This is a genomic window from Rhodococcus globerulus (genome assembly GCF_019334125.1).
Taxonomy (GTDB): Bacteria; Actinomycetota; Actinomycetes; order Mycobacteriales; family Mycobacteriaceae; genus Rhodococcus_F; species Rhodococcus_F globerula.
Map to the genome: position 1 here is coordinate 6,235,086 of NZ_CP079698.1, position 13,914 is coordinate 6,248,999.

Here is a 13,914-nt window from a genome sequence, read left to right on the forward strand (position 1 = left end):
TCCGCCAGGAAAGGCACACCACGATGGCACCACTCGATCACCGTCACAGACCTCACCGAGGCAGACGACTGCGAGGGCTCACCGCTCTCATTGCCGCTGGAGCACTCGCCCTCGCCGCTGCGACCACTGCCGCGGCGGAAGGTGTGCCGGTCACCGATCCCGGCACAATCACAGGTTGGGGCTACGGGGTAGGGGGAAACAACGACAACGGGCAGCTCGACAACTTCCCGGCGGGAGGCGGTTACACCGCCATCGCGGCCGGCTACTCCCATTCGTTGGCGTTGACCGCCGACGGCTCCATCGTGGGGTGGGGGAACAACAATGACGGTCAACTCGACAACATCCCGGCCGGCAGCGGCTACAAAGCCATCGCCGTCGGCGCCTTTCATTCAGTGGCCTTAACCGCCGACGGCACCATCGTGGCTTGGGGAGCCAGCAGCCTCGGGCAACTCGCTAACATCCCAGTTGGTAACGGCTACAAAGCCATCGCGGCCGGCGGTTACCATTCGTTGGCGTTGACCGCCGACGGCACCGTCGTGGGCTGGGGTTACAACTACTGGAAACAGGCCAACACGCTTCCTGGCAACGGCTATAAAGCCATCGCAGCCGGCAGCCTTCATTCGTTGGCGTTGACCGCCGACGGCGCCATCGTCGGCTGGGGATACAACTACGAAGGTCAGACCAACACTCCGACCGGTAACGGCTACACCACTATTGCTTCAGGAGGTTTCCATGGGTTGGCGTTGACCGCCGACGGCACGATCACAACCTGGGGACAAAGTGGCAACGGGTTAGGCACCGTCCCAAGGGGCAACGGCTACACCGCCATCGGTGGCGGCGACTTCCATTCACTGGCTTTGACTGCCGACGGCACCATCGCAGAATGGGGAAGCAGCGGTGGTGGGCAGCTTCCCGCCCCGACCGGTACCGGCTACACCGCCATCGCCGGCGGCGGCAACCGTTCATTGGCATTGAAAACTGCAACCGCTTCTGCGTTCACCGATGCGGGCCCCGTCACCGTAAACGGTATTGCCGGAACAGCAATCTCCCACGCGTTCACCACCACCGGAAACCCCACCCCCGTTGTCACCGCCACCGGACTCCCGGCCGGACTCACGCTCAGTGAAACTGGGGCTCTGACCGGAACACCCACCACCGAAGGATCGTTCCCCTTCACGGTCAGCGCCACCAACGGCGTCGGAAATCCGGCAACGCTCAACGCCACCCTCATCGTCGCAGCAGCACCCGCCGCCCCGATGTTCACCGATGCCGGACCCGTGACGCTCGATGCTGTTGCCGGAACAGCACTTACCCGTGAATTCACCGTCACCGGTAACCCTGCCCCCACCATCACAGTGATCGACCCGGCAAAACTGCCCACCGGCATGGTTTTCACTAACGGAACACTGTCCGGAACACCCGCCGCTGCAGGCTCTTACACGTTCACCCTCAACGCCACCAACGGCGTCAATCCCGACCTGACCCTTGTCGTTACCGTCAATGTCGCCGAGGCCCCGATCACACCCGAACAACCCACCACAGGATCCCTGGGATCACTCGAGTTCACCGGATTCGGTAGCTGACCTCACGGGATCTCCCAGATAGTCGATCGAACAGAACCATCCCGAGCCATATTCGACGGAAACTCGCTAACCTTGGGATACTTCGACAGCGACGGTTTGGGCACATTTGTCAGAGCACCGAATGAACACAGGCTCGTGATGAACAGGGGTTTCGATGAACACTGATTCGGTCACCACAGTTCGAAAGATGTTCCGCGCCCTCACCGATTTCGATGTGGACGGCGCCGCCGAGTTGATGACCGAGGACATCATCTGGCAGAACGTCTCGCTGCCGACGTTGCGCGGGAGAAATGCCGTGGTCCGGGCGCTTCGAATGGTCACGAAGCCGTCACTCAAGTTCGAGGCCGACATGCATCACATCATCGGCGACGAGTTCACCGTCCTCACCGAACGCACCGACATCCTGACCGTCGGACCACTGCGCATCGAGTTCTGGGTGTGTGGAACTTTCGAATTACGCGACGGCAAGATCGCCGTGTGGCGGGACTACTTCTCGCTGCGCGACGTTGCGTGGGGTGTGGTGACCGCGATCGGGCAGGCGGTGTTGGGTATCGGCTCTCGCAGTAGGCTGGCTCCGGCCTGACAACACCTGCCGGAAGAGAGCACTCGCCCGATGACCGAATACAACACATCTGATTCCTTCGACGCCGGACTGGCCGTGCGCACAGAAGTCATGGGTGCCGATTTTGTCGACGCAGCGTTCGAGCGCACCCGCGGAACCGACAGCGAAGAATTGCAGAACTTCGTGACGGCCAATGTGTGGGGATCGGTGTGGACGCGTCCAGGCCTCGATCGACGCAGTCGCAGCCTGATCAATCTGGGAATGCTGATCGCCCTACGGGCGGAGAACGAACTGAAAGGCCACGTCCGTGCCGCTTTGCGAAATGGCCTGACGCGCACCGAGATCGTCGAAACAGTGATACATGCCAGCGCGTACTGCGGCGCCCCGGCCGGACTCGCTGCTATGCGCGTTGTCCAGGAAGTCCTCAACGCGGAATTGGGACCGCTGGAGAACTGAGCCACTCCCCGTGCGGCAAGAATGCCGCACGGGGAGAACTATTCTCAGGGAGTCGGTCCGAACTCCTCCAACATTTCGGTAACCAACTCGGCGATCGGCGAACGCTCGCTTCGAGTGAGCGTGATGTGCGCAAACAGTGGATGCCCCTTGAGTTTTTCGATCACGGCGGCAACACCGTCGTGGCGGCCGACTCGCAGGTTGTCACGCTGCGCGACGTCATGCGTCAACACCACTCGCGATCCGGTTCCGAGTCGAGAAAGCACCGTCAGCAACACATTTCGTTCGAGGGACTGCGCCTCGTCGACGATCACGAACGAATCGTGCAGAGAACGTCCACGAATGTGCGTGAGCGGCAAGACTTCCAACATCCCCCGAGCTTGGACCTCTTCGAGAACTTCGGGTGACGCCAACCCGTCGAGTGTGTCGAAGACGGCCTGAGCCCACGGGCCCATCTTCTCGCTCTCGCTGCCCGGGAGATATCCGAGTTCCTGTCCGCCAACGGCATACAGTGGCCGGAAGACCACCACCTTGCGTTGGCTTCGACGCTCGAGTACCGCTTCGAGTCCCGCGGTCAAGGCCAGCGCCGACTTTCCGGTACCCGCTTTGCCGCCGAGAGAGACGATTCCGATGCTTTCGTCCATCAGCAATTCCAGTGCAATCCGCTGCTCGGCGCTGCGGCCGTGCAGACCGAATGCCTCACGCTCACCGCGGACAAGCTGAATCCGTTTGTCCGGTGTCACCCTCCCCAAGGCACTGGACGAACCGCCGAGCAGCCGAACCCCGGTGTGACACGGCAGATCTCGCCCCTCCTCGAGATCGAGAAAGCCCTCGGAGAACAGTTCGTCGATGTCCGTCGACGCGACATCACACTCAGTCATACCGGTCCACCCGGAGGGAACGACGTCGTGCGCGTGGTACTCGTCGGCGGGAAGCCCCACGGCGCCCGCTTTGACTCGGAGCGGAATGTCTTTGCTGACCAGGACTACATCTTTGCCTTCGGCCGCAAGATTGAGCGCGCAGGCAAGTATCCTCGAATCATTACTGTCCGTGCGGAATCCGACGGGGAGTACTGCGGGATCAGTGTGATTGAGTTCGACTTGCAAGGTACCGTTCTCGCTACCGATCGGCACCGGACGGTCGAGCCGGCCGTATTCGATCCGGAGGTCGTCGAGCATGCGGAGTGCTTCTCGCGCAAACCATCCCAGTTCGTGATGATGTCGCTTGCCTTCGAGTTCACTGACCACAACAAGGGGCAGAACCACATTGTGCTCGGCGAATCTGGTGACGGCCCACGGATCGGACAGTAAGACCGACGTATCCAAGACATACGTGCGAAGTGCATCTACCGAATGACTCCCGGCTGAATTACCGGCTGAAATACTGCCCGGAACCGAGTGGGCAGAAACGGAGCGTGATGCAGTCACGGTGGGCTCCTAGGTCTGCGCTACGCCGCACAAACTAGTTCTCGCTGGACCGGTCGGCTCTTGTGTCAGGTGACACGAGGGCCGGGCGCCGGCCCCCTCGCACTGAATGTTTCAGTCACGATCAGAACCTCCCGCACAAGTAACTTCTGCGCTACTCGATACTGCCGACGGTACTGTGCTTCGGGCCATCCCGCCACGAATTCCGACACACAATGCGTGAACGCCAGGTTACAAAATGCCACTCGTGTCATTTACCGCCACAGAGGTGCTTGTCGACGCCGTCCGCACTATCGACGCGTGAGCTCAGAAATCCTCGGCATCGAGCGCCGACTCGGTCAAAGCCCGACCGATCGCGATCATCTCGGTAGCCCGCGCAAAGTCGAGACTCCTGGCCGATTTGCGGGGTACCTGGATAAGAATGTCCGGTGGATACACGGCGAGCTGGTACCTGGCCAGCGCGGACTGCACGACCTCGAGTGAACGACCCATGATCTCCAAACGCCCGATCTTCGGAGCGATATCACGACCCGTATCGACGACTCCCTCGTCCAGGCTCACCTCGTCCACACTCACCTCGTCCACACTCACCTCATCCAGGCCCACCTCTTCAAGACCCAGGCCCGTCGAGTGACCACCGAATCGAGACACCACAGACTTCACTGTCTCCCGATCGAGAAACTGGGCGGTCCCCCGTTTGAATCGGCCGACCCACTCGTCGACGGGCCGTGGCTCCGTACCCACCCGCGCGGGCGTTCGATTCTCACGGGCGTCCGCGCCCAAACTGACACCGATCGTCAGGTCTGCACGAATCGAGAGCGTCGGCGCGACGGGAAGCGGATCGAGGATGCCGCCGTCCACCAGCACCCGGCCGTTGAGAACCAAGGGAGTGATGACTCCGGGGATAGCGATGGACGCACGAATCGCGGCGTCGACCGGCCCGTGCTGAAACCACACAGACCTACCCGCCGCCAGGTCGGTGGCCACGGCGGTGAACGGGATGCGCATGTCTTCGATGCACGTTTCGCCCAGGATCTCTCGAACCCGCCCGAGCACCTTCTCCGCGTGGATCGCCCCGGGTGCCGACATCGATACGTCGAGCAACCGAACAACATCGCGGGCCTTCAGCGTCGTCGCCCACTCGGTGAATTCGTCCAGCTTTCCGGCTGCGTACAACCCACCGATCAACGCACCCATCGACGAACCTGCCACTCCGACTATCGAGTAGCCACGTTCCTCGAGCACCTGGACGACACCGATATGGGCGTAGCCTCGCGCGCCACCGGAACCGAGTGCCAATGCAACTGTCCGCGACTGAGCCATTGGCCCATCGTAGGCGCCGTAAGAACGCCGACAGCCCGGCACCACAACGGGTACCGGGCTGTCGGGAACTACTGCTTAGACGTTCTTGCTGAGCAAGCCCCAGTCCTCGAGGCCGTCGTACAACGGGACGTCGAGAGCGAGCTTGGCAACGCGGGCGCGCAGGGCAACCAGATCGGCATCGCCGGCGAGGGCGGTGCCGATAATGTCGGCGACCTCGGTGAACTCGGCGTCGCCGAATCCGCGAGTAGCCAAGGCTGCGGTACCGATACGCAGACCTGACGTGGTCATCGGCGGGCGGGGATCGAACGGAACTGCGTTGCGGTTGACGGTGATGCCGACCTCGTGCAGAAGATCCTCACCCTGCTGGCCGTCGAGCTTGGAGTTGCGCAGGTCGACGAGAACGAGGTGAACGTCCGTGCCACCGGTCAGAACGCTGATGCCCTGATCTGCCACGTCCTTGTTGCCGAGACGCTCGGCGAGGATGCGGGCGCCGGAGAGGGTGCGTACCTGACGGTCCTTGAACTCTTCACCGGCAGCGATCTTGAAGGTGACGGCCTTGGCTGCGATGGCATGCATGAGCGGTCCACCCTGCTGGCCGGGGAAGACTGCGGAGTTGAGCTTCTTGGCCCATTCCTTCTTCGCCAGGATCAGACCGGAGCGCGGGCCACCGAGGGTCTTGTGGACGGTGGAGGACACGACGTCTGCGTACGGGACGGGCGACGGGTGCAGACCAGCGGCAACCAGACCGGCGAAGTGCGCCATGTCGACCCACAGGTACGCGCCGACCTCGTCGGCGATGGCACGGAAGGCTGCGAAGTCCTGCTGACGCGGGTACGCGGACCAACCGGCGACGATGACCTTGGGCTTCTCGGCGAGGGCGATGGAACGCACCTCGTCCATGTCGATGCGGTGATCTTCCTTGCTGACGCCGTAGGACGCGACGTCGTACAACTTGCCGGAGAAGTTGAGCTTCATGCCGTGTGTGAGGTGACCACCGTGAGCGAGGTCGAGGCCGAGCAGCTTCTCACCCGGGTTCATCAGAGCCATCAGAACGGCAGCGTTGGCCTGTGCGCCCGAGTGGGGCTGCACGTTGGCGAACTCGGCGCCGAACAGTTCCTTGGCGCGGTTACGCGCGAGGTCCTCGATGATGTCGACGTTCTCGCAGCCACCGTAGTAACGGCGTCCCGGGTAGCCTTCGGCGTACTTGTTGGTCAGGACACTGCCCTGAGCCTGCAGAACCGAGCGGGGGACGAAGTTCTCCGACGCGATCATCTCGAGAGTGTCGCGCTGACGAGCCAATTCACCCGCCATAGCTTCGGCGACCTCGGGGTCGAGTTCGGCGAGTGGTGCAGAGTTGACGTCGGAGCCAGGCACAGCGGTCATCGAGGAATCTCCAAGGTGGATGCGGGATCGAATGTGTCCAGTCTACGAAGGTCACCCGACGTGTCTCCACCCGGTGCCGAACGCAGTGAGCTCGGCACCAGCGGCTCGTCCAACAGACGCCGGAATCGGTCTGTGCGGTCGGCTGGCGTTGCAGCCTGATCGAGCCACCCGCCGAGCAACCGGTATCCCTCGACGTACGTGCTGGTGTACGCCCGCCACAACGGGGAGGACAGGAATCGCAGCGACTGCCGTGCCCGCTCCGGCGTCGACAGTGACCACCGCTCGAGGAATCCGGCAACGTCGTCGTGGCTGCGTCCCTCGTCGTGCAGCATCAGCGCAGCGTCCTGCCGCACGCTGATCAGCTGGCCCGATGCCGCCGACAGTTGCTGGGCCTTCTCTCCGTCGAATGCCAGCCCCAGATCCGCGTAGATCTCCTGCGCCCACAGTCCCCAGTCGTGGCCGACTATCGCTTCGAGTGCCAAATCCGCCAGGCCCTCCGCCATGAGGCACTGCGGCGTGTTCACCAGGAAGAGCGTCTGCTCGAGTTGCCCGGCACCCACCAATCCGGCTTCCTTGCGGCAATGTTCGGTGTGATGGCCCGGATACGACTCGTGGGCAATCAGTCTCGGCAGGTTCGCCATGAACTGTGGGAGATCGGAATTGATCGCAACTTTGGAGCGATAGTCACCGAGGTAGTAGTTGAACCCGGACCACGGCTTGTCCCCCACCACTTCGTATTCGACGGTTTCCGACGCCGGCAGCGGGAACGTGCCACGCACCAGATCACGCAGGGCACTGGACATCGCGTCGACGCACTCGGCCAGTTTCGCAGCCGGAATCTCGTCGGCCTTGCGATGTGCCTGCACGCGCTCCACCAGCGTTCCCGGGCCTGGTAGCACCTCACCCATCAGGCGGTGAGCATCGCCGTATGCGTCTTCGTTTCCCTTCGAAATTCGCACGTCGAAGTAGGCCTCGACCTCGTCGACAAACCCGATCTCCTCGCCCGCGAACTTGCGGCCGGAGCATTCGAGAGCCCGTAGGTGAACGTCGATGAAGTGAGCCCGGTCGGCGTTCAGACCACTTGCCGGCAACTCGGCGCGAAGCTCTCGAGCGGTGCGGGCGAGTACGCCCGGATCGGGCTTCGTTGCATTTTCAACTTGCTGACGGAGTGCCGGATCGCCGGTGAACGCGTCGACAAACCCTTCCTCGAGTCGATCGAAACCTAGTCCCAGCAGCAGATATCGGCGAACGAGCGAGTCTGGATCCATAAGGCACAAGCCTAGCGCCCGCGCCCGGAATGCGACCCGACGACAACTCCTTACGTGGCACCAAGCACAATTCGGTTATGCACTTGGATCGTGCGCACTCGCGCCTGGCTTGCTCGCACGCTTCGCCCGTACCAACGGCATCACAGTTCCTCGGCACCGGCGAGCTGCGCTGATGGCACGCGCCGGCGAATCCAGCCCGTATGTCGAGTTCGACCGTAAGCAGTGGCGCACACTGCGTAAGTCGACTCCGCTCGTCCTGACGGAGGACGAACTGTACGGCCTCCGCGGCCTCGGTGAGCAGATCGACCTCGAGGAAGTTGCCGAGGTGTACCTCCCGCTGGCTCGACTGATCCACCTACAGGTTGCCGCAAGGCAGCGACTGTTTGCCGCTACCGCAACGTTCCTCGGCGAGAAACACCCCGATCGACAAGTTCCCTTCGTCATCGGCGTGGCCGGTTCGGTGGCCGTCGGCAAATCCACGACGGCCCGTGTGCTGCAAGCACTCCTGGCCCGATGGGACCATCACCCGCGCGTCGATCTTGTCACCACCGACGGGTTCTTGTACCCCACCAAAGAACTGCACCGTCGGGGCATGATGCACCGCAAGGGTTTTCCCGAGAGCTACGATCGCCGCAAACTCCTGCGATTCGTGACCGAGGTGAAATCGGGCGCCGAAGAGGTAGCGGCCCCGGTCTATTCGCATACTCTGTACGACATCATCCCCGGCCAATTCCACCTGATCCGTCAGCCCGACATCCTCATCATCGAGGGCCTCAACGTGCTGCAGACCGGTCCGCGTCTGATGGTCTCGGATCTGTTCGACTTCTCCATCTACGTCGATGCCCGGATCGAGGACATCGAAGCTTGGTACATCGAACGGTTCCTGGCACTACGGAAAACGTCGTTTGCCGACCCGAACGCGCACTTCCACCACTACTCGGGACTATCGGACCGCGACGCGACCAGCGCCGCCAAGGACATCTGGAACTCGATCAATCAACCGAACCTGGTGGAGAACATCCTCCCCACCCGTCCGCGAGCAACGCTGGTGTTGCGCAAGGACTCCGATCACACGATCAACCGGCTGCGCCTGCGCAAGCTCTGATACTGCTCAGGCGCCGAACCGGCGGTGCCTTGCCGCATAGTCACGAAGGGCCCGGAGGAAGTCGACCCGGCGGAACTCGGGCCAGTACGCCTCGGTGAACCAAATTTCCGAATAGGCACTCTGCCACAACAGGAATCCCGAAAGCCGCTGCTCCCCCGACGTGCGGATCACCAGGTCGGGATCGGGCTGACCTGACGTATAGAGGTGGCTGTCGATACCGTCGACGGTGATCGCCTGGACCAGTTCGTCGCCGCTGAGTCCTTGGCTGAGCTTCTCAGTCAGCAGCGACTGAACGGCGTCGGCGATCTCCTGGCGGCCGCCGTATCCGATCGCGATGTTGACGTGAGTTCCGGTGCGGCCTTCGGTTCCGTCCGCGGCATCACGAAGGCGCCGCGACTGCTCGGCCGGCAACAGGTCCAGAGCGCCGACGATCTGCACACTCCAGTTCTTGCTCGGCCCGGAAATCTCCTCGACCACATCGGTGATGATTTCGAGGAGTGTGTCCAACTCTTCGGGGTCCCGGCGCAGATTCTCGGTGGAGAGTAGGTAGATCGTTGCCATCTCGATTCCGGCGGCATCGCACCAGTCGAGCAGTTCGGAGATCTTGAGTGCGCCCATCCGGTGCCCGTGACTGACGTCCGTGAAACCGTTCTCGCGCGCCCAGCGTCGGTTACCGTCACACATCACCGCGACGTGCCTCGGATGGGTGAGTCCATCCAAATGCTTCAAGAGCCGTCGCTCGTAGATGCTGTACAGCAGTCCGCGCACCTTCACCGTGACATCACCATGGTGACAAAGACTACGCCGGGACCTTGTCCCCACTTGCGAGCGCCGTCACGCTTTATGGGCGCGTCGAAAAGCTGCAGGTAGGTTATGCTACTGACACGTAACCTACGGTACCGTAGGTTCTGGCAGCGTTGCCGAAAGGAGTTAAACGATGACAGCACTCGGGTTGGATGCACTTCCGGTCAAACCACGCATGCGCGGATGGATCCATCTGTGGGCACTCTGCGTTTCCGTCGTAGCGGGCATCGTTCTCGTCGCGGTGGCGGGCGCTCAAGTCGGAGCCAAGGCGGCCTTGGCCACGGCGATCTACAGCATCACCATCTGTGGCCTTTTCGGCATCAGCGCGACCTATCACCGCATCCACTGGAAAACCGTCGACGCCCGCATCTGGATGAAGCGCGCCGACCATTCGATGATCTTCCTGTTCATCGCGGGCAGCTACACACCGTTTGCGATGCTGGGCTTGCCCAGCGAGACCGGCACTGTCGTCCTTGCGGTCGTCTGGGCTGGTGCACTCGCAGGCGTTGCGCTCAAGATGCTGTGGCCGACAGCCCCTAAGTGGGTGGGTGTGCCGCTGTACCTGATTCTGGGATGGGCCATCGTGCCCGTCGCCGGTGAGATGACCCACCAGGTTGGCGTCGCGCCGATGGTGCTGTTACTGGTCGGCGGAATCCTCTACAGCGTCGGAGCAATTCTCTACGCCACCAAATGGCCGAACCCGTGGCCCACGACGTTCGGACATCACGAGTTCTTCCACGCCGCAACGGTCGTCGCGGCAATCTGCCACTACATCGCCGTCTGGCTCGTCGTCTTCAACTGACGCATCACCGCTGCGCTGGTCCACCGAACAGAACTGCCGAAACCAAGCAGTGAACTTTCCACACATTCTCCGGCCCAGGATCGAATCCGAGCAGACGGCCGACATCGGGAACCACGTTCAGCGCAGCATGCACGACGAACATGCTCTCGGGCTCCGTGAGCTCCGGTCGGATCTCACGGAGCAATCGCGCCCATTCGACCACGTAGAGTTTTTGCCGACTCTTCAAGTCATTTCGATGACTGGGCAACAGATTGTGCATCTCGGAGAAGTAGATGGACATCAACTCGTGTTGCGCAAAAGACAAGTCGACATACATCAACGACAGTGATGCCAGTGCCTCGGCCGGCGAATCCGACGCGTCCAGCACCGACACCGTAGCGACGTCCAGGCGATCTGCAGCCCGGTAGAAGATGGCGGAGAGAAGGTCGGCTTTGCTCGGGAAGTATCGGTACATGCCGGACGCGTTCAAACCAGCTGCGGCAGCTATCTCTTCGATCTTGACGTCGTGGTAGCCATGGGAGTCGAAGAGCCGCACCGCTTCATGCAGTAGACGCTCCCGCTTGTTGTCCCCCAGCGGCGCAAGCACCGAGCGGCGGCTTTGTGGATTGTCCTGGCGACCTCGCGCAAATCTCGCCTGATCTATCGCCACACATGCACTCAGCAGGATGCGTTCAATTGTCTTCTGCGGCAAGACGAGATTGTGGGCCGTGATGCTTCCGATCGCGCTGAACATCGCGGCCACCACAAGCCTTGCGTCGCGCTCACTGACCGGAGTGTCCGACGGTGACAAATGGGCACCCACCCGGCGATTGATCAGAATCGAATGCTCGCGAATCACCGCTTTGTCTGATGGTTCGAGAAACCTACTCTCCCAACGGTAGATACCCGCGGTCCGGCGATTGCTGATCGTGGTTCGGATTACAGCCAGCAGATCGCGCTGAAGCCGATCGGCATCTTGCCCGCTGCTCTCCACCGCATCGAGAGCGTCGGTGAGCGCTTCCATCAACGACAGCGCCGAATACTGAAACAGTGCGTACTTCTTCGGAAAATGGCGGTAGAGAGCCGAGGGCGAGATGCCCACCGACGACGCGATGTCTTCGACACTGACACCGTGGTAGCCGCGCTCACTGAAGGCGATTGCCGCTGCGGCCGCAATTTGTGCCTTGCGGTCTTTCGGTCTCTTCTTTGCTTCGACCGCACGACTCCGACCGACGGCCGGAGCAACCCTCAGGTCTCTTGTTGTCACTGTCTCCGGCCTGCTTCCGTATCGAGAATAGTCATACACATCTTGCGCGCACCTACCGTGCACGCACTCGAAGATGCAGCTTTCAACTGTAGTTATATCAAGTTTCCGTCGCCAACCAGACAAGTTCTGAGAAGAATTCCCATTCACATAACTATTGCCGCACGCGAGTTGCTGTGAAATGATTCACACATAATCCGCCACGATCGCACCCCTGCACGTCGGCCCGTCTCGACGCCTGAACACACTCGACATCTTCAATGAAAGAACTTGAGCTGCAAAGGAATAGAACCAGGTGACGTACGAACTGCCAGCCTCGAAAGGCCCGGTACGAGACGTAGCGCTCGAGGGCGGCTACCTGATCGGATTCTCGGTGCAGGCACTGTTCGGCCTGTTCACGGCCATCATCCGCAGGCGGCTCTCGTTGCACGAGACGATAACTCAAACGCTCTTCATCGGCCGGGTGAGCACCGGTCCGTCCCTGCTGCTCATGATCCCGATCGGGGTCTTCATCGCGGTATCGGTCGGTGAGCTCGCGGGGCGAATCGGCGCAGGCGGTTACTCCGGTGCAGTTGTCGCGTTCATCATCGTGGGTCAGGCCGCAGCACTGGTGTGCGCGCTGATGATGGCAGGGGTTGCCGGATCGGCAATCTGCACCGATCTGGGCTCACGGAAGATCCGCGAAGAGATCGACGCCATGGAAGTCATGGGTATCGACGTCATCGAGCGTCTTGTTGCTCCGAGATTGGTTGCAGCGGTAGTTGTTTCCCTAGCTCTATGTTCCATGGTCACGTTCGGCGGAGTGATTGCGTGCTACCTCTACCACATCTACGTTCAGCATCTGCCTGCCGGAACATTCATGGCGACGTTCAGCCAGTACGGCCGGTCATCCGACTTTGTCATGGCCTTGGTCAAGGCCGCGATCTTCGGTATCGCTTCGACTTTGGTCGCCACCTTCAAAGGACTCCACGCCAAGGGCGGCCCCCGCGGCGTCGCCGATGCCGTCAACGAAGCCGTGGTCATCGCCTTTGCTCTGGTCTTCATCGCCAACACGGTTCTGTCCGCGCTGTATACCGTGATAGTTCCGGCAGTCGGTGAATTCTGATGTCGCTCGTCGATCTACGGATCAGAGCCCACCAGGCGAGCAGACCGCTGCGGACCGCTGCCGACGGTTTGGTGTCGCTCGGTCAGCATGTGACGTTCTACGTCCGTACAGTCGCGTCAATTCCGTTTGCCCTCACCAAGTATCGCAAGCATGTACTCGGCCAGATCAGCGAAGTCAGCTTCGGCACGAACTCGCTGCTGTCGGGCGGCGGAACTATCGGCATCGTGTTCGCGATGTCCCTGGCAGCCGCAATGATGCTGGGTGTCGAAATGCATCGAGGACTCGAACTCGTGGGCATGACCTCACTGTCCGGAATGCTGTCGGCCGTTGCCAACACACGTGAACTTGCGCCGGTTGTTGTTGCAATTGCGTTGGCCGCCAAGGTCGGAACGGGCTTTACCGCGCAAATCGGCGCCATGCGCATCTCCGACGAGATCGATGCCTTGGACTCGATGGCGATCAGATCCATCCCGTTCCTCGCCGGCACTCGGGTGATCGCGGCAATGATCTGCGTCATTCCGATCTACATGATCGGTCTGCTGGCCAGCTACCTGTCGACCCGCCTTGTCGTCGTGTTCTTCAATGGCGCATCGGCGGGAACGTACGACTACTTCTTCCACCTCGCGATCTCCCCACAGGATCTTCTCTACTCCGGTCTCAAAGCCGTGGTCTTCGCAGCCGTTGTCGCGCTTGTGCACTGCGCCTACGGATATTACGCCTCCGGTGGACCGGCGGGTGTGGGTCAGGCGGCCGGCCGCGCGCTCCGCACTGCAATCCTGGCGATCGGAATCCTGGACGTCATCATGACTTTCGGCCTGTGGGGTCTCGTTCCCCAAATCCCCGGAATGGGGGTCTGAGC

Annotated in this window: 13 protein-coding genes; 7 read left to right on the plus strand and 6 right to left on the minus strand. The window is 61.5% G+C overall.

What is annotated here, in order from left to right; genetic code table 11:
* Positions 1-23: 23 nt before the first annotated feature.
* The 3 genes from KYT97_RS28355 (at position 24) to KYT97_RS28365 (ending at position 2,601) form a co-directional block, all read left to right on the plus strand.
* Complete coding sequence (locus tag KYT97_RS28355) at positions 24-1,583, plus strand: RCC1 domain-containing protein (protein WP_219111382.1); 1,560 nt, start codon at positions 24-26, stop codon at positions 1,581-1,583.
* 154 nt (positions 1,584-1,737) lie between these two features.
* A complete protein-coding gene (locus tag KYT97_RS28360; protein WP_033234505.1) occupies positions 1,738-2,166 on the plus strand; it encodes a limonene-1,2-epoxide hydrolase family protein in 429 nt (142 codons plus the stop codon).
* A 30-nt stretch (positions 2,167-2,196) separates the two neighbouring features.
* Entirely contained in the window at positions 2,197-2,601 is a 405-nt protein-coding gene (locus KYT97_RS28365; protein ID WP_095888503.1) for a carboxymuconolactone decarboxylase family protein, read from the plus strand.
* Positions 2,602-2,645: 44 nt separating this feature from the next.
* Here the strand turns inward: KYT97_RS28365 and phoH2 are convergent, their stop codons facing one another.
* The 4 genes from phoH2 to KYT97_RS28385 all read right to left on the minus strand — a co-directional run bounded on the left by phoH2 (position 2,646) and on the right by KYT97_RS28385 (position 7,996).
* Positions 2,646-4,025, minus strand: coding sequence for an RNA 5'-3' helicase PhoH2 (phoH2, locus tag KYT97_RS28370; protein WP_033234507.1), 1,380 nt, complete (start codon positions 4,023-4,025; stop codon positions 2,646-2,648).
* Positions 4,026-4,328: 303 nt separating this feature from the next.
* Entirely contained in the window at positions 4,329-5,345 is a 1,017-nt protein-coding gene (locus tag KYT97_RS28375) for a patatin-like phospholipase family protein (protein ID WP_219111384.1), read from the minus strand.
* Between the two features lie 75 nt (positions 5,346-5,420).
* Positions 5,421-6,728 carry a serine hydroxymethyltransferase gene (glyA, locus tag KYT97_RS28380; protein WP_045069374.1) on the minus strand — a complete coding sequence of 436 codons (1,308 nt, stop codon included), beginning with the start codon at positions 6,726-6,728 and terminating at the stop codon, positions 5,421-5,423.
* Positions 6,725-7,996 (minus strand): hypothetical protein, encoded by a 1,272-nt coding sequence (locus tag KYT97_RS28385; RefSeq protein WP_045069373.1) that lies wholly within the window; start codon positions 7,994-7,996, stop codon positions 6,725-6,727. The genes glyA and KYT97_RS28385 overlap by 4 nt, the downstream gene beginning before the upstream one ends.
* 172 nt (positions 7,997-8,168) lie before the next feature.
* Here KYT97_RS28385 and coaA point away from each other — a divergent pair, with 172 nt between their 5' ends.
* Positions 8,169-9,101: a type I pantothenate kinase gene (gene coaA, locus KYT97_RS28390; RefSeq protein ID WP_033234510.1), complete on the plus strand. Its 933-nt coding sequence runs from the start codon at positions 8,169-8,171 to the stop codon at positions 9,099-9,101.
* Between the two features lie 6 nt (positions 9,102-9,107).
* Here the strand turns inward: coaA and KYT97_RS28395 are convergent, their stop codons facing one another.
* Positions 9,108-9,875: an isoprenyl transferase gene (locus tag KYT97_RS28395; protein WP_219111386.1), complete on the minus strand. Its 768-nt coding sequence runs from the start codon at positions 9,873-9,875 to the stop codon at positions 9,108-9,110.
* A 163-nt stretch (positions 9,876-10,038) separates the two neighbouring features.
* Between KYT97_RS28395 and trhA the strand changes: the two genes are divergently transcribed.
* The gene (gene trhA, locus KYT97_RS28400) at positions 10,039-10,707 is read left to right on the plus strand and encodes a PAQR family membrane homeostasis protein TrhA (RefSeq protein ID WP_033234512.1); all 669 of its coding nucleotides are present in this window, start codon (positions 10,039-10,041) and stop codon (positions 10,705-10,707) included.
* A gap of 4 nt (positions 10,708-10,711) precedes the next feature.
* On the opposite strand, the gene KYT97_RS28405 is transcribed toward trhA, so the two are convergent.
* Entirely contained in the window at positions 10,712-11,953 is a 1,242-nt protein-coding gene (locus tag KYT97_RS28405; protein ID WP_219111388.1) for a TetR/AcrR family transcriptional regulator, read from the minus strand.
* A gap of 292 nt (positions 11,954-12,245) precedes the next feature.
* Here KYT97_RS28405 and KYT97_RS28410 point away from each other — a divergent pair, with 292 nt between their 5' ends.
* Positions 12,246-13,055, plus strand: a complete 810-nt coding sequence (locus tag KYT97_RS28410; protein WP_033234514.1) for an MlaE family ABC transporter permease — start codon at positions 12,246-12,248, stop codon at positions 13,053-13,055.
* On the plus strand, positions 13,055-13,912 hold the full coding sequence (locus KYT97_RS28415) for an MlaE family ABC transporter permease (protein ID WP_033234515.1): 858 nt from the start codon (positions 13,055-13,057) through the stop codon (positions 13,910-13,912). Before KYT97_RS28410 ends, KYT97_RS28415 begins: the two co-directional genes overlap by 1 nt.
* Positions 13,913-13,914: the final 2 nt, after the last annotated feature.